Here is a 16,392-nt window from a genome sequence, read left to right on the forward strand (position 1 = left end):
AGCGTCGACACGATAGCAGCAAAGCGGAGCGCTTCGTCAAGCTCTCACATTGTTTAATTTGGTACTTCCGTTGCGGTATTGTTTGGTGCAGTGCGGCATCTATGCTGCAATGACGAAATGAATTTTCGCAACGACTTTAAGCGGTTGTAACTTCTTTTCTTTCAGCCCAAGCGAGCCAGCCCAACAAACCGAGACAAAGTGCCACAAACGGAAAGACCAGAATATTGACAGTGCCCCAGCCGAAGGCATTGAGAAGTGCACCGGAGGAAAACGACGCTGCAGCCACGAATCCGAACACCAGAAAGTCGTTTACCGCCTGAACCATATTGCGCTCTTCGGGTCGGTATGCATCCGTCAGCATAGCAGTTGCGCCTATGAAGCCGAAGTTCCAGCCCAAACCCAAGAGGACAAGAGCAGTCCAGAAATGCGCCAGTTCAATACCCATCAGCGCAACGATTGAACACCCGGCAAGAAGCGCCAGACCAATGGAAACGATCCTTTCCTTGCCGTAACGTGCAATCAAACTGCCGGTGAAAAAACTCGGGCCGAACATCGCCAACACGTGCCACTGGATGCCAAGCGCCGCGTCTGTCTCGGTCAGGCCACAAGCGATCATGGCAAGGGGCGTTGCCGTCATTACAAGGCTCATTAGAGCATAGGAACAGATCCCGCAGGCTGCGGCGACTATGAAGCGGCGCTGTGCCATGATCTCAAGCAGCGGACGACCGCCAGCCTGGGCATGACTGATCCGGGGCGGTTTGGGGATCTTGATAAACAGGACCAGGACAAAGGCAACAAGCGCAAGACCCGCCTGAGCAAGATAAGTCCCGGCAAAAAGAATAGGTGAGAAAAGATCCTTGGTGGCAATCACGGTTTGGGGACCGACAATGCCGGCAAGAACACCACCTGCCAACACCCAGGAAATCGCTTTGGGTTTGAAGGCATTGCTTGCCGTATCTGCGGCGGCGAACCTGTATTGCTGGACGAATGCTCCGGTAAAGCCACCCAGGCAACAGGCCAGAGAAAACAGCAGGAAACTGTCCCTGAAGACTGCGAAAGAGGCCAGGAGACCTGCAAGGACACCGATAAGAGACGCGCCCGCAAAGCCTGCACGACGCCCGTAACGCCGCATGATCATGCCGGCAGGAATGGTACCGAACGCCGTGCCAAGAACCATGGTTGAAACGGGCAAGGTCGCAAGGGATTTGTCCTCGTCCAGCATCATGTACCCAACAAGCGGACCCGTTGCGATCACGATTGAAGCTGAAGCGCCTCCGACGGCCTGTGCAAGGGCAAGCAACAACGCATTGCGCTTGGCCAATCGGTCATCAACAAAGGTATCCGTCAGAGCGGCGTTCATGGCTCAGGTCTCTGGTTTCAGATGGTCAAAACAGGCAGGACGCAACCGGTAACATGAGCGCGCCTGAACACAAAGCCATATGCGATATCACATTTTCAGAATCAGAAGAGAACCGGATTAAAAATGGCGGAAACCACCCAATTCATCCATGTGAATTGGCGTTCCCTTTTTTGTCACGGTAACAATCCCCGTTCCCTGATCGACACGTCCAATCAGGGTCAAAGGACAGCCCACGGCAGTGGCATGCTTTGAAAACTGCTCGGCATTTGCTTCAGAAACACATGTAAGGATTTCGTAGTCGTCGCCCCCGTCAACGCAGCGCAGGAAATCGTCTTGCGAGTTTGCGTTAATCTTCGCAATCGCGTGCGATACCGGAACCTTGTCCAAATCAAGCACGATGTCGACCTCGGACGCGCTTGCCAAATGACCACAATCGGCAATCAAGCCATCTGAAATGTCCATGGCTGCATTTGCATATTCAAGCAGAAGGGGAGCCAAGGTTGTCCTCGGTCTGGGCAGCAAATAACGATCACGAAGATATTGCTCATCGGCAGCAGATAGTGTGCGGTCTTGCCCAAACGCCGGGTCGAACCGCAGCTGAAGTCCAGCGGCTGCATCACCAATCGTACCGGTGACAAAAAGAAGGTCACCCGGCTGCGCGCCCGAGCGGCGAACAGCCTTTCCGCAAGGCACCTCACCCAGTGCTGTGATGGAAACAAGCAATCCGCCGAAAGAGCGGATCGTGTCTCCACCCAGGAGATCGAAGCCATATGCCTTCTGATCGTCGGCCAACCCAGCGCAAAAACCTTCCAACCAGTCGGGTGACCAGTCGGACGGCAGGGCCAGGCCCATCATGTAGCCGCGGGGTTTTGCCCCTTTTGCGGCCAAATCAGAAAGATTGACCCTCAACGCTTTTGCAGCGATTGCTTCCGGCGGATCTTGCGAAAAGAAATGAATATCTGCGGCAAGCATGTCTTTGGTAAGCACAAGATCATGCCCTGCGCGCACTGTCAGCACGGCCGCATCGTCGGTCAGGCCCAGGCTTCCCGGATCTTTTGCCAGCGGAGCGAAAAACTCCCTGATGAGATCAAACTCGCCAGGCCGATCCGCAACCATCGTCAGGCGGCACCATCGGCCTTCTTGTCGCCGAGCTCAGCGTCTCGCAGCTCATGCGCTAGACGGTCGAGGACGCCATTGACGAGACCCGGTTCATCATCCTCGAAGAAGGCTTTGGCGACGTCGATATATTCAGAAATGATCACTTTAGGAGGAACATCTTTCCGGCGCAGCAGCTCATATGACCCCGACCGCAAGATAGCGCGCAAAAGACTGTCGATGCGCTTGAGCGGCCAGTCTTCCGTGAGCGCTGTGTGGATGAAAGGATCTAGGAACTTCTGGTCTTCAACGACACCGGCAACGATTTGCTTGAACCACTGTTCATCGGCATCACGGTACTGCTCTCCGTCAATTTCCTTTCCCAGACGAAAAGCCGTGAATTCGCTGATCACACTGGTAAGTGGCGCGCCACCCACATCCATCTGGTACAGAGCCTGGACAGCAGCCAAGCGGGCAACACCCCGTTTGTTTGCAGGGCGCACAGTTTTGGCAGCCGGGTTTTCCGGGTCAGCCTTTCCGGTCATTCGTTATACTCCGAGGCGTTCACGCAGGGCGATCATGTCCAGGGCCGCCTGAGCTGCAGCTCCGCCTTTGTTCTTGTCGTCTACTTTTGCACGCGCCCACGCCTGATCGCTGTTTTCGACGGTCAAAATCCCGTTTCCGACCGCAAGATCCGCGTCCACAATCAGATCCATGACCACACGGTTCGATTCATTGGCAACGATATCGTAGTGAGTTGTTTCACCGCGGATCACCACGCCTAGAAGCACAAAACCGTCATACAGAACGCCGTCACCTTCCATTGCAGTCATGGCCATGGACAAAGCTGCCGGAATTTCCAGGACACCTGGCACAGCAACCCTGTCATAGGTGGCACCAGCGGCCTCGATGGTCTTGATAGCACCTTCAGCAAGCGCATCGGCAAGATCGTCGTAGAAGCGAGCTTCGATGATCAGAAGTTTCTTTGCAGCGCTCATGGGTCGTACAATCCTTTATAAGGCCGCGACAGGAACCATGTCTGCCCGGGTTTGTCCAGTCTCATTCGAGCATGATCGCAAAAACCTGGCGAAATCTGAGCCGCCCGGCACTCACAATCAGGAAAAACAGTTCTTTCAAGAAGGTATTGGATCCGTCCCCTACCCGGTCTTGGAGAATTCCGCAAGACGCGCTGCATATCGCGCCATCATATCAACTTCCAGATTGATCTTGTCGCCGACCTGACGTTCTGACCAAGTGGTCACCTCGAGCGTATGCGGAATGAGAAATACCGAAAACAGTCGTCCTTCAACCTCATTGACGGTCAACGAGGTTCCATCAAGCGCGACTGAGCCTTTCTTGGCAATGAAGGGAGCTGTCTCCCCAGTTGCCTCGAACTGAAAATAGACGCTTTCGGGATGATTTTCCCGCTTCGTGACGGTCGCCAGTCCGTCAACATGACCCAACACCAGATGACCACCGAGCTCAGCGCCAAGTGTCAGCGATCGCTCAAGGTTGATCTTCTGGCCAGCAGTCCATGTGGACACATTCGTAAGCGCAAGTGTTTCTGCCGCGGAAACAACCTCGAACCAGTTGCCATCGGAAGAGTTTTGTTTTGCTGTCACCGTATGACAGACGCCGGAGCAGGAAATCGACGCTCCGATATCGAACGTGTCCGTGTCGTATGTGGTCCGTATCCGTGTCTGTTTGCCAGCTGGAACATCTTCAACTGAAAGAACTTCGCCAAGGTCGGTCACAATGCCGGTGAACATGTCAGGCTCCACGCCGTCTGAGATAAATGAACGCGTCGTCACCGTAGCTACCGGCCTCGACCCGATGAAACTTGGGGTCTGTCAGTACATTCTCAAGATCAAGATCATGCAGGGCCGGTATGCCATTCTCGCCGATCACGAGATTTCCTGTCACCACGCACAGATCGTCGACAAGATCGGCCGCAAGAAATGACGAGGCCATTCTTGCTCCGCCTTCCACCATGACGCTGGTGATGCCGCGTGTTGCCAGGGCGCTCAAGATCACCGCCGGCTTGATGCTGCAGTCGCTTGCCGGAACCCGGATCACGTTGACACCGGCAGCTGTCAGAACTTCGATTTTGTCGGCATCTGCGTCGTTGCCACAAATCAGCCAGACCGGAACGTCAACGCAAGTTCTTACAAGTTTGGATTCCAGCGGGAGGCGCGCGCAGCGATCGATGATCACACGGACAGGAGACCTTTCCGCCAGTCCCGGAAGTCGACAATTCAGTAACGGATCGTCAGCAAGCGCTGTACCAGACCCGACCAGGATCGCGTCATGCTCGGCTCTGAACCCATGCACTTTACGCATGGACAGCGGACCGGAAATCTTGACCTGCCCCTCGCCTGCGCGGCCAATAAAACCGTCTTGTGATGCCGCCAATTTCAGAAAAACATGCGGCCGTTGCTTGAGTTGGCGCAAAGTGAACCCGTGATAGATATCCTCCATCTCGGATTGGTGCACCCCAATCGTCACAGGGATTCCGGCATCTTGCAGCATTTTGACGCCACGTCCGGCCACACGTGGATTGGGATCAAGCATTCCAACAACAACACGGCCAATGCCTGCATTGATGAGTGCAAGCGCACAGGGCGGTGTCCGGCCATAGTGGGAACAGGGCTCCAACGTCACATAACAGGTCGCACCTCGGGCGTTGTCACCGGCCTCAGCCAGAGCATTGACTTCGGCATGGGCCATTCCTGGCCGGGAGGTGACACCGCGGCCAACAAGGCGCTGACCTTCTTCCTCTTTTCTGACAATCAGAGCTGCCACCGAAGGGTTGGGCCAAACACGCCCAAGGCCTCGCCTGGCAAGACGTCCTGCGGCCGCCATGAAACGCGAATCGAGATCGGATACTAGTGACATGAAAAACCGGATACTGAGGAATTATGTATTTTTTACAGGTTGCCCATCGGAATCACTGAGTTCGTCCAAAAGGGCCTCAAAATCCTTGGCTTCGCGGAAGTTCTTGTAGACAGAAGCAAAGCGCACATAGGCGACATCGTCTATGCCCTTGAGGCCTTCCATGACGTGGTTGCCGATTGTTTCCGCAGTAATTTCGCTCTCACCGGAACTTTCCAGCTGGCGAACAATTCCACTGACCATGCGTTCAATCTTTTCCGGATCAACAGGCCGTTTTCGAACGGCGATCTGAACCGATCGCATGAGCTTTTCCCGATCAAAAGGCACCCTGCGGTTGGAGCGCTTCAGCACCATCAATTCGCGCAGCTGCACCCTTTCAAAAGTGGTGAAGCGGCCGCCGCAGGTGTTGCAGATCCTGCGACGACGAATAGCGGTGTTGTCCTCGGTCGGGCGGGAATCCTTGACCTGGGTTTCGTCGCCGCCGCAAAAAGGACATCTCATTTCATGTAGCTCCTGACCGAGCCCGCGATCATCAGCCCCCGTAAATCGGGAAGCGGGCCGTCAGTGCTTCTACCTTGGCTTTGACGGCTGCTTCAACTGCCGCGTTGCCCTCTTCACTGTTTGCGGCCTTCAAACCGTCCAACACTTCCGTGATCAGCTGACCAACTTCCCGGAATTCAGCTACGCCGAAGCCGCGTGTCGTTGCCGCCGGTGTTCCAAGACGAATGCCGGATGTAACAAAGGGCTTTTCCGGGTCGAACGGAATGCCGTTCTTGTTGCAGGTAATGTTCGCCCGACCAAGCGCCTTTTCAGCGACCTTGCCGGTCGCGTTCTTGGGACGAAGATCGACCAGCATCAGGTGGTTGTCGGTTCCGCCGGAAACGATATCGAGCCCCTGCTCTTTCAAGGCCTCGGACAAAGCCTTCGCATTTTCCGCAACCGCGCGTGCATAGGCTTTGAACTCGGGCTGCAAGGCTTCCTTGAAAGCCACTGCCTTGGCGGCAATCACATGCATCAGCGGGCCACCCTGAAGTCCGGGGAACACGGCAGAATTGATCTTTTTCGCGATCGCTTCGTCATTGCTGAGGATAAGGCCGCCGCGCGGACCGCGCAGGGATTTGTGCGTCGTTGACGTCACGACGTGAGCGTGAGGAACCGGAGACGGATGAACACCACCTGCCACGAGACCTGCAATGTGGGCCATGTCCACCATCAGATACGCTCCGACGCTGTCGGCAATCTCACGGAACTTTTTCCAATCCCAAACCCGGGAATAGGCGGTGCCGCCTGCCAGGATCAGTTTCGGCTTGTGTTCATGTGCAAGGCGCTCGACGTCGTCCATGTTGAGCAGATGGTCATCCTCACGAACACCATACGAGACGACATTGAACCACTTACCGGACATGTTGACAGGAGAGCCATGCGTGAGGTGACCACCAGAATTCAGGTCAAGACCCATGAATGTATCGCCCGGCTGCAGAAGCGCCAGGAAAACTGCCTGGTTCATCTGGCTACCGGAATTCGGCTGCACGTTGGCAAAGTTACAACCGAACAGTTCCTTGGCACGCTCGATGGCCAGTGTTTCGGCTACATCGGCAAATTCGCAACCGCCGTAATACCGCTTGCCCGGGTATCCTTCGGCATATTTGTTGGTGAAGATCGAGCCTTGAGCTTCCAACACCGCACGGGAAACAATGTTTTCCGAAGCGATCAATTCGATTTCATGCTGCTGACGACCCAATTCTTTTTCGATCGTGCCGAAAATGTCCGGATCAGCCTCTGAAAGACCGCTTGTGAAGAAACCGGACTGCAGGGATTGACCAGAGCTTTCCATCAAAGACATCGCATCATCCTTGTATTCTGTGCGAGGAGCAGAAGGCACCAGCGGTACGGTCTTCGGCAGACCTTCATCGCGACCGTGCCAGCTTGACGCGAGGGATTAACACAGCGTTCGGCAAGAACCAAGGGCCATAGCGACGCGGCCCACTTGGAAAACGACACCAATGTTCCGCAAAATCAAAATTGTTCCGCAAGTAAATCAATCAAGGTGCGTGAGGTCACGCAGCGACGGATCCACCGTTGTCAATACAGTGTCGGATCTGGTCGAGTAGTTTTGGCTGCGGCTTCTTGTTCAATGCGCCGCTGCAGCTTGCGTACGACGATCCGCTTAAGGTCTTCCTGCGCAACGGATGCAGGACCAAAGGTCGACACCTCGATACCGGTTGCCGCATCAATAGCAGTGACTTTGACCTGTTTCCCGACCGGTCTGAATTCCAGATAGATCTCACCCGGCCGCGGATCGCGACTCATTGCCCTGCTCCTTGCTCAACAAGGTCCAGAAGACACGAAACGCCGGCCTGATCAAGGCCGGCGTCTTCAATCCACATAGCAAAAAACCGGATGAAACGGCTTTAAAGACGGGCTTGCGACCCGGTTCCATGAATGTCGTCCCGGTCGTAGATGTCTTCACGGAAATGCACGACACCGTCGGCATTGGACCAGGCTGTCACATATGTCAGATAAAGCGGAATGGACTTCTTCAGCTTCACGTCTTCACGCTCACCTGTACGAATAACGGAGTCCACCTTGTTCCGGCTCCAATCCGCGTTTGATGACTGCAGCATCCATGTTACCAGCTCACGCACGTTCTGAACCCTGACGCAGCCGGAAGAGTGGAAGCGGTTGGCTTCACCGAACAGCGTCTTGGAAGGTGTATCGTGCAGATAAACCTGGTGCTTGTTGTGGAAGTTGATGCGCACGTTGCCAAGCGAGTTTTCTGCGCCCGGATCCTGCGTGAAGCGGTATTGTGTCGCTTCGTCGGTATTCCAGTCGATCTGCTGCCAGCTGAGTTCGTTGTTACTCCAGTCAAAGATCCGGATGTTGTTCTTTGAAAGATACTGCGGATCCTCTTTCATCTTCGGGATCAGATCCTTGCGAATAATCGACTTTGGCACCGTCCAGTATGGGTTGAAGTTCAACTCATAGATCTTGCTGTTCAGGATCGGCGTTTGGCGATCGATTTTACCTACGACAGCAGTGTGGCGGGAGCGTACCCGGCCGTTTTCAACGGCCTCGATCTCAGCTGCCGGGATATTGACCATCACATAACGGTCGCCCTTGAAGCCGGACATCGACCGCAGGCGGATCATGTTGGTCTCAAGCTGGCGCAACCGGACATGCGCCGGCACGTTGAGCGCGGCAACCGTATCTGCACCCATGACGCCGTCGGGGATCAGGCCGTGACGAAGCTGAAAACGGCGCAATCCCGCATCAACATAAGAATCGAACGTGTCGCTAAGGCCTGCCTGCTGCTCAAGATCACCGGAAGCGATCAGGCGGCGACGCAGTTCCACGACGCGCGGATCGCGGGAGCCGATGCGGAGGGTTTTGCTACCACCGCTCACGGTTCCCCATCCACCGGCCTGGACAATCTGCTGGTAGCGGTTGATCGCAATCGCATTGTAGTCGGCCGTGTTGGGAGACAGCGTCGGCGCCGATGACTTCACTTCCGTAATGTTTTCGGTCGCGATGTCGAAATTGTCAGCCCATTCAACGGTCTGGCCACCCTGAGCCGGATCCGGTCCGCCCAATACAAAAGGCACCGCCAAACCGAGCGCGCAAAGGCTCATTAGCGATTTCCCAGTCGTCTTATTGACGTGAAGCTTTATCCCGAACGGTCCGGATAAAAGGTTCATTGCCGACCTCATGTTGCTGCGACTATGCGCGGATGTTTCCGTGTTTCAGGCTGGTTTGCCATAACTAAACCAAGCCAGCTATACCAATTCCTAGCGGAAGGGAGTTAACAAATCGCTTGATTTTTTAACCATCTTTTCGTTTGGAATACCGCACAAAGCCATTCCAATGTGACCACAAGATGTCAGTTTCTTGCCGCTAGGTCTATCTGTGGCGAAGACACCAGTTTTTTGAGCTGAAATCAACAAATCGGCAGCGCAATTCTGCGTGAGGTCGATAAAGCACTCACTGTATGTGGTTTCAGCGCTACGTGAGGCGTCGAATACCCTTGGAAAAATTACTTAAAAAGAAAGGCACCGCCCCGAGGGCGGTGCCTTGTCATCTGAATGTACCGCGAAAACTTACAGACGGTAGAGAATCTGGTCAGTCCAGAACCGCTCGAGACGGCGCAAAGACTTGTTGAGAGCAACAAAATCCTGCGGTCCGATTTCACCGACTTGTTCAACGGACAGAATGTGGCGCTCATAAAGATCATTGACGATCGTTGCCACTTCCTGCCCCTTGTCCGTGAGGCTTACACGGACGGACCGACGGTCCATGCGGGAACGCTGATGATGAATATAGCCGGTCTCAACCAGTTTCTTCAGGTTGTAGGAAACGTTTGATCCCAGGTAGTAACCGCGTGTCCGCAGTTCACCGGCCGTCAATTCAGCATCGCCAATGTTGAACAGCAGCAGAGCCTGCACGCTGTTGACATCGGACCGACCCATGCGATCGAACTCATCCTTGATAACGTCCAAAAGACGTCTATGCAGTCGCTCAACGAGCGTAAGTGCCTCGAGGTAGAGTGGTTTAATGTCCACTGCTTCCTCTTCACCCGGTGCCACAGCGTCGACTGCCCTACTTGCGGTGATCATTTGTTTGCGCCTCTTATAGTACCTGTCTTTCGGCGGATATTTTCCCGCCTTGACCTGCAATCTAACCGAGCGATTCTAAAATCCGCTTAAGAGACACACTGAATCATAAGTTAACTTTTGAAGGGTCATTTAGGGGTCCGATTAATGTCTTGTTTACCCTACCCCTCTCAGGAAGTTCACAATCCCGGAGAAATCCGTCTCGTTACCGCCAGAGTTGCAGTACAATGCATACAAAGACGAGGCTTCAGCGCCGAGCGGTGTCGCAGCGCCTGCAGAATTTGCTGCTTCTTGCGCGAGTTTTAAATCCTTCAGCATCATTGCTGCGGCGAAGCCTGGCTGATAATCGCGGTTTGCCGGCGACGTCGGCAATGGCCCTGGAACCGGACAGTAGGAGGTCAGCGACCAACACTGACCCGATGCAGTCGAAGAAACATCGTACAACTTTTGCGCGTCCAGACCGAGCTTCTCGGCGAGAACAAAAGCCTCGGAGACCGCAATCATCGAAATTCCAAGGATCATGTTGTTGCAAATCTTTGCGGCTTGACCGTTTCCTGCACCGCCTGCGTGAACGATTGTCTTGCCCATGATGTCGAGGAAGGGCTGGGCTTCTTCAAAAGCCTTGTCCGCCCCGCCCACCATGAAAGTGAGCGTACCGGCGGCCGCACCGGCAACACCACCGGACACCGGCGCATCGACCATCGGCATGCCTTTTTCCTCCGCGGCGCTACTGACTGCGCGAGCACTGTCGACATCAATCGTAGAGGAATCGATCAACAAGGTGCCGGATCTGGCATTGTCCAGGATGCCGCCCTCACCCTGATAGATCTGCCGTACATGTTTTCCTGCAGGCAGCATGGTGATGACCACGTCCGCCTGTGCAGCAAGGTCTGCAACACTGCCGGCCTTTTCTCCACCCGCATCGGTCAGGAGCGCCAGGGCCGCTTCGGAAAGATCAAATCCAAGGACCTTGTGCCCGGCCTTGACAAGATTGATCGCCATCGGTCCGCCCATGTTGCCCAGACCAATGAATCCGATAATGCTTGGCATGGTTTCCTCCCAAAGTGATTTTGCGTTGTTTTTGAATCGGTTGACCGCTCGTCTTGAACCGCTGTCAAAGGCGGTTCAAAAACTGATTCAAGTTCCGGTCTCTGCAGGTCGACCCGCAGCCTCCCGGTTTTCCTTGATGGTCAGATAGTGAAGCGCCACATAGACCGCGATCGTCAGCAGATAAAATGCGATCTCATATGGCCGGCGACCATACAGGTCGGAAAAGGCGGTATGCATTACGATCTGGCAGAAACAGCGAAACAGCCACATCACCGTTCCCCAGGAGACCGTCAGCCAGAGCCCTGTTGCAGCCACAAGATCCAGAACGGCGAAAAACACGATTGCTCCCTGAAGTGCAATCGGCATTTCCCAGAACCAAAGTCCCCGCCACTCGACAATGCCTATGATCCGCGCCCAGTAAATGACGCCACCTCCGATCAAAATGATCGCGATACCGCGCAGATACAAGATCAGCAGAGTGCTCCAGGGCGGGCGCGAGTCGATCAGGTCCTGAAAGCTGGTGATCATATTCGGCGAGTGTCCATTGGTCGGTATCAAAGAGGCAAATCGCCCTCAGGCGGTTCCTCGAAATACGACGCCAGCGTCGCGCTGTCTACTTGCCCGAACTGGGTAGGCCTCCAGGCAGGGTCCTGATCCTTGTCGACAATGGCTGCTCGGATACCCTCATAAAAGTCGTTTTCCAGCAAAATCCGCGACACGATGCGATATTCCAGCTTCATGCACTCATCAAAGGACAATTCTTTTCCGCGCTTCATCTGTTCAAAGGCAATAAGAACGCTGGTCGGCGACTTTGCGCGAATTGCGCTCGCGGTTTTCCGGGCAAACTCTTCGCCGGAGCCGTCGAGATCTTCAAGAATGTCGCTCACGCTGGAACCTGAAAAGAGATTTTCGATCAGATCAGCCTGTTCAGCTACAGGCCCTTTTTCAGGTGTTACCAGAAACGGTGCCAGAGCTGTGTTGATATCCTCAGCAGTCTCAAGCGCCACGGCAACATCATCCAGACTTCTTTCCTCTATAGCGTGCGTCAGGACACCCGTCGAAAGTGCATCTGCCTGCTTCAAGCGACCGGCGCTCAGGGCGCAATAAATTCCAGTCTGCTTCGGCATGCGCGGCAGAAAATACGTGCCACCGACATCCGGGAAAAAACCAATACCGGTTTCCGGCATGGAAAAGAGCGTTCTTTCCGTACCGACGCGGTGGCTTCCATGAACTGAAACACCAACACCACCTCCCATGACGATGCCGTTGATCAACGCGATATAGGGCTTTGGATAGGCCTTGATTTGCGCATTGAGCAGATACTCTTCGCGGAAGAACACTCCCAAGCCATCTGTCTTTCCGGCCATTCTGGCATCATAGATGCTGCGAATGTCACCACCGGCGCAAAAAGCTTTTTCGCCGGTGCCGGTGATGACCACATGCGCGATCTCCGGATCGTCTGCCCAGCGCGTGAGCTGTCCTGCAAGCGAGCGAACCATTGCGTGGCTGAGTGCGTTCAGTGCTTTGGGTCGATTGAGAATGACAAAGCCGGCCTTGCCGCGTTTTTCAAAGAGTATTTCGTCGCTCACTTTGCGCCTCACATAGAAAGAAGAGTCTTTTCAATTTCCAAGCAGATTAAATTCACTCAGTCTTTCAAGAGCTGTCGGGCAATAATCAGGCGCATGATTTCATTCGTACCTTCCAGGATTTGATGCACCCTGACATCTCTCAAGAAACGTTCGACCGGATAATCCCGCAAGTAGCCGTACCCGCCGTGAAGCTGCAGCGCTTCGTTGACGACTTTAAACCCTGTGTCGGTTGCCAGCCGCTTCGCCATCGCGGCCAATTGCGTGGCATCAGGCGACTTGGCATCGACCGCGGTCGCGGCCTTGTGCAACAGAAGGCGAGCGGCCTCGAGTTCGGTGACCATGTCGGCCAATCGGAACTGAAGAGCCTGGAAATCGGCGAGCTGTTTTCCGAACTGCTTGCGCTCCTTGACGTAATTCACTGCCAGGTCCAGACAGGCTTGCGCGCCACCGAGAGAACAAGCCCCAATGTTGAGACGCCCCCCATCAAGCGCGGACATTGCGATCTTGAAACCCTGTCCCTCTTCACCGATCAGATTGGACTTTGGCACACGGCAGTCCTGGAAATTGACTTGTGCCGTCGGTTGGCTTTTCCAGCCGAGCTTGACTTCATTGGCACCGAAGCTGAGGCCTGGTGTGCCCTTTTCGACCAGAAGACAGGAAACACCAGACGGCCCCTCGCCGCCGGTGCGAACCATGACCGCATAAAGATCACTGACCCCACCGCCAGAAATGAAAGCCTTGGAGCCATTCAGAACGTAATGATCGCCATCTTCCTTAGCGCTGGTTCTCAAGGACGCGGCATCGGAACCGGAACCCGGCTCCGTCAAGCAGTAGCTTGTCAGCAACTCCATCGTGCAGAGCCTGGCCAAATATTTCTGGCGCAACTCCTCTGAAGCGAATGTGTCGATGATCCAGGCCACCATGTTGTGAATCGAAAGATAGGCGGCTGTTGATGTGCACCCTTTGGAAAGCTCTTCAAAGATCAATGCCGCATCAAGCCGACTGAGCGCAGATCCGCCAACATCTTCCCGAACATAGATCCCACCAAATCCGAGTTCAGCGGCCTTGCGCAATGTCGGGATCGGAAAATGGCTTTCCTCGTCCCATTCCTTGGCAAAGGGTGCGAGCTCATCTCTTGAGAAGCTTGCTGCCATATCCTGAAAGGCACGCTGATCTTCGTTCGGTGAAAAGTCCACTTTGTTGTCCTCCCATCGCAGGCGGAGACAGAGGCTCTTTCCCCGGAAACACCCGCCGCTTCCAATTGCGGCAGCACTAAACCATATTTGACGCAAACGTCAAACAATCTCTTTTTTGTTTTTATTTTCAGTTATTTTACAGAATGTTGGACTGCGTCAAACTGCGTGGTAGATTGTCGGCTCACTCCCGGCAGAATGCGAAAACGAACTTTCCTCAAATACAGGCTGCTGAAATGCCGTCCAAAACGCCCCTCCCGAAGATCACGTCCGACCATATGGATACGCTGCTTGCGGGAACCCGCATGCGCCGCAATCGCCAGACAGACTGGTCCCGGCGTCTCGTGCGTGAAAATGCGCTGACCGTCGATGATCTGATCTGGCCGATTTTTCTGGTGGACGGTGAAGGTATCCGACAACCGGTTCCGTCGATGCCCGACGTTGTCCGCTTGTCGGTGGATGAGGCTGTGCGCGAGGCAGAGCGCGCCGCAAAGCTGAACATTCCAGCGCTTGCCCTTTTTCCTTACACGGATCCTTCTTTGAGAGACGACACCGGTTCAGAAGCGCTGAACGCCAACAATCTGACCTGCCGTGCGCTGCGTGCCATCAAGACTGAAGGATTTGACATCGGCCTGATGACGGACGTCGCGCTGGACCCTTATACCAGCCACGGCCACGACGGCCTGATGGACGGCGAAACCATTCTGAATGACGAGACAGTCGATCAGCTCTGCCGGCAGGCGCTCGTTCAGGCCGAGGCAGGGTCGGATGTCATCGCCCCGTCCGATATGATGGACGGCCGTATCGGCGCAATTCGCCAATCACTTGACGTTCAAGGGTTTCGAGGCACGCAGATCATGGCCTATTCGGCCAAATATGCATCTGCGTTTTATGGACCGTTCCGAGATGCCGTTGGGTCGTCGGGCACGTTGAAGGGCGACAAGCGCACCTATCAGATGGATCCGGCCAACACAGATGAGGCTCTGCGCGAAGCTGAACTCGATATCACTGAAGGTGCGGACATGATCATGGTGAAGCCGGGCTTGCCCTATCTCGATATCGTGCGCAGGTTGAAAGACGAATTCCAGGTCCCGACCTATGCCTACCAGGTGTCAGGCGAATACGCGATGATCAAGGCAGCTGCTGCAAACGGATGGCTTGACGGTGACAAGGCTATGCTGGAAAGCCTTTTGGCATTCAAGCGCGCCGGAGCTGACGGCATTTTAACCTATTTCGCGCCGAAAGTGGCAGGAATGCTGGCTGAGCGTTCATGACACTGGCCTTCAACGACCCGCAGCAAGTAACTTTCGACAAGATCAAACAAGCAGCGGAAATCATCAAAGGAGCGGTTCTTGAAACCCCCTGCCTGCCTGCACCGCGCCTGTCGCAACTGACCGGCGCAGATATTTTCGTCAAATACGAGAACATGCAGGTTACCGGCGCTTTCAAGGAACGTGGTGCGCTGGTGAAACTCTCCGGTCTGACCGATCAGGAGAAGTCGCGTGGCGTGATTGCCGTGTCTGCCGGTAACCATGCGCAAGGCGTTGCCTATCATGCTGGCCGACTTGGCATTCCGGCGACTATCGTCATGCCCGTCCTGACACCCTTTGTGAAAATTGCAGCCACGCGTGGATACGGCGCTGAAGTGGTTCTGGCCGGCAACACACTTGCCGATGCCAAGGAAGAGGCCGACCGGCTGGCGCTGGAGAAGGACCTTGTCTGGGTTCATCCATATGATGATGCGCATGTCATTCACGGACAGGGAACCATTGCCCTGGAAATGCTGGCACAGCAACCCGATCTCGAGGTTCTGGTGATCCCGGTTGGAGGTGGCGGCCTGATCTCCGGCATCGCAACAGCGGCCAAGGCGTTGAAACCCTCGGTGACAGTGACCGGTGTTGAAACAACGCTTTATCCTGGCATGTGGGGAGCGTTCTACGGCAAGGAAGTGCGATGCGAAGGGGCGACCATTGCCGAGGGCATTGCCGTGAGGGACATTGGTCAACTGACGACCGAAGTGATCAAGGATCGGGTTGATGACATCTTGCTGGTTTCAGAAAGCAGCATTGAACAGGCAATCAATGCCTATCTGACCCTGCAGCGGACAATTGCGGAAGGTGCAGGGGCAGCCGGACTTGCAGCCCTCTTGAGCGACCCGGATCGATTTGCCGGAAAGAAGGTCGGACTTGTCCTTTGCGGTGGCAACATCGACCCTCGCCTTCTTTCCAAGATTGTTGTGCGCGAGCTCGCCCGCGACGGCCGGCTTGTGTCTATCCGTATCGACACACCCGACCGTCCGGGCACGCTCGGTGAAATTGCCACTGTAATAGGAGACATGCAGGGCAATGTGGTCGATGTGGAACATCACAGGCTGTTCCTGAACGTGCCGGCCAAAGGCGCAACCCTTGATGTCACGTTCGAGGCCTTCGATCGCCCCCATGGAGAGCGGATTGTGGCGGCCTTGCGCGAACGCGGATTTGTGGTGCGCTACCTTGAAATCGGCGACAGAATGGATTGATTCAAAAGCACAAATATCGGTCTGCGCCCGGCGCATCGAGATGAAGAGCCAAGCGATGTTTGCCTTTGAACATGAACGTCGACCGACA

At 54.9% G+C, this 16,392-nt stretch carries 17 protein-coding genes; 2 read left to right on the plus strand and 15 right to left on the minus strand.

Annotated features, from left to right (window positions below; genetic code table 11):
- Nucleotides 1-136: 136 nt before the first annotated feature.
- The 15 genes from K1718_RS18730 to K1718_RS18800 all read right to left on the minus strand — a co-directional run bounded on the left by K1718_RS18730 (nucleotide 137) and on the right by K1718_RS18800 (nucleotide 13,789).
- Nucleotides 137-1,360 carry an MFS transporter gene (locus K1718_RS18730; protein WP_265681223.1) on the minus strand — a complete coding sequence of 408 codons (1,224 nt, stop codon included), beginning with the start codon at nucleotides 1,358-1,360 and terminating at the stop codon, nucleotides 137-139.
- A 117-nt stretch (nucleotides 1,361-1,477) separates the two neighbouring features.
- The gene (gene thiL, locus K1718_RS18735) at nucleotides 1,478-2,476 is read right to left on the minus strand and encodes a thiamine-phosphate kinase (protein ID WP_265681222.1); all 999 of its coding nucleotides are present in this window, start codon (nucleotides 2,474-2,476) and stop codon (nucleotides 1,478-1,480) included.
- A gap of 2 nt (nucleotides 2,477-2,478) precedes the next feature.
- Nucleotides 2,479-3,000: a transcription antitermination factor NusB gene (nusB, locus tag K1718_RS18740; RefSeq protein ID WP_152502403.1), complete on the minus strand. Its 522-nt coding sequence runs from the start codon at nucleotides 2,998-3,000 to the stop codon at nucleotides 2,479-2,481.
- Between the two features lie 3 nt (nucleotides 3,001-3,003).
- Nucleotides 3,004-3,453 carry a 6,7-dimethyl-8-ribityllumazine synthase gene (gene ribH, locus K1718_RS18745; protein WP_152502404.1) on the minus strand — a complete coding sequence of 150 codons (450 nt, stop codon included), beginning with the start codon at nucleotides 3,451-3,453 and terminating at the stop codon, nucleotides 3,004-3,006.
- Between the two features lie 159 nt (nucleotides 3,454-3,612).
- Nucleotides 3,613-4,224 (minus strand): riboflavin synthase, encoded by a 612-nt coding sequence (locus K1718_RS18750; RefSeq protein WP_265681221.1) that lies wholly within the window; start codon nucleotides 4,222-4,224, stop codon nucleotides 3,613-3,615.
- Between the two features lies 1 nt (nucleotide 4,225).
- Complete coding sequence (gene ribD / locus K1718_RS18755; protein ID WP_265681220.1) at nucleotides 4,226-5,350, minus strand: bifunctional diaminohydroxyphosphoribosylaminopyrimidine deaminase/5-amino-6-(5-phosphoribosylamino)uracil reductase RibD; 1,125 nt, start codon at nucleotides 5,348-5,350, stop codon at nucleotides 4,226-4,228.
- 21 nt (nucleotides 5,351-5,371) lie between these two features.
- On the minus strand, nucleotides 5,372-5,848 hold the full coding sequence (gene nrdR / locus K1718_RS18760; RefSeq protein ID WP_152502407.1) for a transcriptional regulator NrdR: 477 nt from the start codon (nucleotides 5,846-5,848) through the stop codon (nucleotides 5,372-5,374).
- Nucleotides 5,849-5,879: 31 nt separating this feature from the next.
- Nucleotides 5,880-7,181, minus strand: a complete 1,302-nt coding sequence (gene glyA / locus K1718_RS18765; protein ID WP_418068136.1) for a serine hydroxymethyltransferase — start codon at nucleotides 7,179-7,181, stop codon at nucleotides 5,880-5,882.
- Nucleotides 7,182-7,429: 248 nt separating this feature from the next.
- Entirely contained in the window at nucleotides 7,430-7,657 is a 228-nt protein-coding gene (locus tag K1718_RS18770; RefSeq protein ID WP_152502409.1) for a DUF6898 family protein, read from the minus strand.
- Nucleotides 7,658-7,758: 101 nt separating this feature from the next.
- The gene (locus K1718_RS18775) at nucleotides 7,759-8,976 is read right to left on the minus strand and encodes a L,D-transpeptidase family protein (protein WP_335343005.1); all 1,218 of its coding nucleotides are present in this window, start codon (nucleotides 8,974-8,976) and stop codon (nucleotides 7,759-7,761) included.
- A gap of 465 nt (nucleotides 8,977-9,441) precedes the next feature.
- Nucleotides 9,442-9,957, minus strand: coding sequence for a transcriptional regulator LdtR (ldtR, locus tag K1718_RS18780; RefSeq protein ID WP_152502411.1), 516 nt, complete (start codon nucleotides 9,955-9,957; stop codon nucleotides 9,442-9,444).
- A 153-nt stretch (nucleotides 9,958-10,110) separates the two neighbouring features.
- Nucleotides 10,111-11,004, minus strand: coding sequence for a 3-hydroxyisobutyrate dehydrogenase (mmsB, locus tag K1718_RS18785; protein ID WP_285806028.1), 894 nt, complete (start codon nucleotides 11,002-11,004; stop codon nucleotides 10,111-10,113).
- An 87-nt stretch (nucleotides 11,005-11,091) separates the two neighbouring features.
- The gene (locus K1718_RS18790; protein WP_152502413.1) at nucleotides 11,092-11,532 is read right to left on the minus strand and encodes a DUF6163 family protein; all 441 of its coding nucleotides are present in this window, start codon (nucleotides 11,530-11,532) and stop codon (nucleotides 11,092-11,094) included.
- Between the two features lie 26 nt (nucleotides 11,533-11,558).
- Entirely contained in the window at nucleotides 11,559-12,593 is a 1,035-nt protein-coding gene (locus tag K1718_RS18795; protein ID WP_265681217.1) for an enoyl-CoA hydratase/isomerase family protein, read from the minus strand.
- A gap of 56 nt (nucleotides 12,594-12,649) precedes the next feature.
- Complete coding sequence (locus K1718_RS18800; RefSeq protein ID WP_265681216.1) at nucleotides 12,650-13,789, minus strand: isobutyryl-CoA dehydrogenase; 1,140 nt, start codon at nucleotides 13,787-13,789, stop codon at nucleotides 12,650-12,652.
- Between the two features lie 275 nt (nucleotides 13,790-14,064).
- Between K1718_RS18800 and hemB the strand changes: the two genes are divergently transcribed.
- Nucleotides 14,065-15,060 carry a porphobilinogen synthase gene (gene hemB, locus K1718_RS18805; RefSeq protein ID WP_265682527.1) on the plus strand — a complete coding sequence of 332 codons (996 nt, stop codon included), beginning with the start codon at nucleotides 14,065-14,067 and terminating at the stop codon, nucleotides 15,058-15,060.
- The gene (locus K1718_RS18810) at nucleotides 15,057-16,304 is read left to right on the plus strand and encodes a threonine ammonia-lyase (protein WP_152502417.1); all 1,248 of its coding nucleotides are present in this window, start codon (nucleotides 15,057-15,059) and stop codon (nucleotides 16,302-16,304) included. The genes hemB and K1718_RS18810 overlap by 4 nt, the downstream gene beginning before the upstream one ends.
- Nucleotides 16,305-16,392: the final 88 nt, after the last annotated feature.

Origin of the sequence: Roseibium porphyridii (assembly GCF_026191725.2) — a bacterium.
Lineage (GTDB): Bacteria > Pseudomonadota > Alphaproteobacteria > Rhizobiales > Stappiaceae > Roseibium > Roseibium porphyridii.

What these genes read in the sequence shown, in the direction of transcription:
- K1718_RS18810 (WP_152502417.1), top strand. Translation starts at nt 15,057, where the DNA reads ATGACACTGGCCTTCAACGACCCGCAGCAAGTAACTTTCGACAAGATC.
- nrdR (WP_152502407.1), bottom strand. Translation starts at nt 5,848, where the DNA reads ATGAGATGTCCTTTTTGCGGCGGCGACGAAACCCAGGTCAAGGATTCC.
- K1718_RS18770 (WP_152502409.1), bottom strand. Translation starts at nt 7,657, where the DNA reads ATGAGTCGCGATCCGCGGCCGGGTGAGATCTATCTGGAATTCAGACCG.
- K1718_RS18790 (WP_152502413.1), bottom strand. Translation starts at nt 11,532, where the DNA reads ATGATCACCAGCTTTCAGGACCTGATCGACTCGCGCCCGCCCTGGAGC.
- mmsB (WP_285806028.1), bottom strand. Translation starts at nt 11,004, where the DNA reads ATGCCAAGCATTATCGGATTCATTGGTCTGGGCAACATGGGCGGACCG.
- thiL (WP_265681222.1), bottom strand. Translation starts at nt 2,476, where the DNA reads ATGGTTGCGGATCGGCCTGGCGAGTTTGATCTCATCAGGGAGTTTTTC.
- ribH (WP_152502404.1), bottom strand. Translation starts at nt 3,453, where the DNA reads ATGAGCGCTGCAAAGAAACTTCTGATCATCGAAGCTCGCTTCTACGAC.
- hemB (WP_265682527.1), top strand. Translation starts at nt 14,065, where the DNA reads ATGGATACGCTGCTTGCGGGAACCCGCATGCGCCGCAATCGCCAGACA.
- K1718_RS18730 (WP_265681223.1), bottom strand. Translation starts at nt 1,360, where the DNA reads ATGAACGCCGCTCTGACGGATACCTTTGTTGATGACCGATTGGCCAAG.
- K1718_RS18750 (WP_265681221.1), bottom strand. Translation starts at nt 4,224, where the DNA reads ATGTTCACCGGCATTGTGACCGACCTTGGCGAAGTTCTTTCAGTTGAA.
- ribD (WP_265681220.1), bottom strand. Translation starts at nt 5,350, where the DNA reads ATGTCACTAGTATCCGATCTCGATTCGCGTTTCATGGCGGCCGCAGGA.
- glyA (WP_418068136.1), bottom strand. Translation starts at nt 7,181, where the DNA reads ATGGAAAGCTCTGGTCAATCCCTGCAGTCCGGTTTCTTCACAAGCGGT.
- K1718_RS18775 (WP_335343005.1), bottom strand. Translation starts at nt 8,976, where the DNA reads ATGAGCCTTTGCGCGCTCGGTTTGGCGGTGCCTTTTGTATTGGGCGGA.
- ldtR (WP_152502411.1), bottom strand. Translation starts at nt 9,957, where the DNA reads ATGATCACCGCAAGTAGGGCAGTCGACGCTGTGGCACCGGGTGAAGAG.
- nusB (WP_152502403.1), bottom strand. Translation starts at nt 3,000, where the DNA reads ATGACCGGAAAGGCTGACCCGGAAAACCCGGCTGCCAAAACTGTGCGC.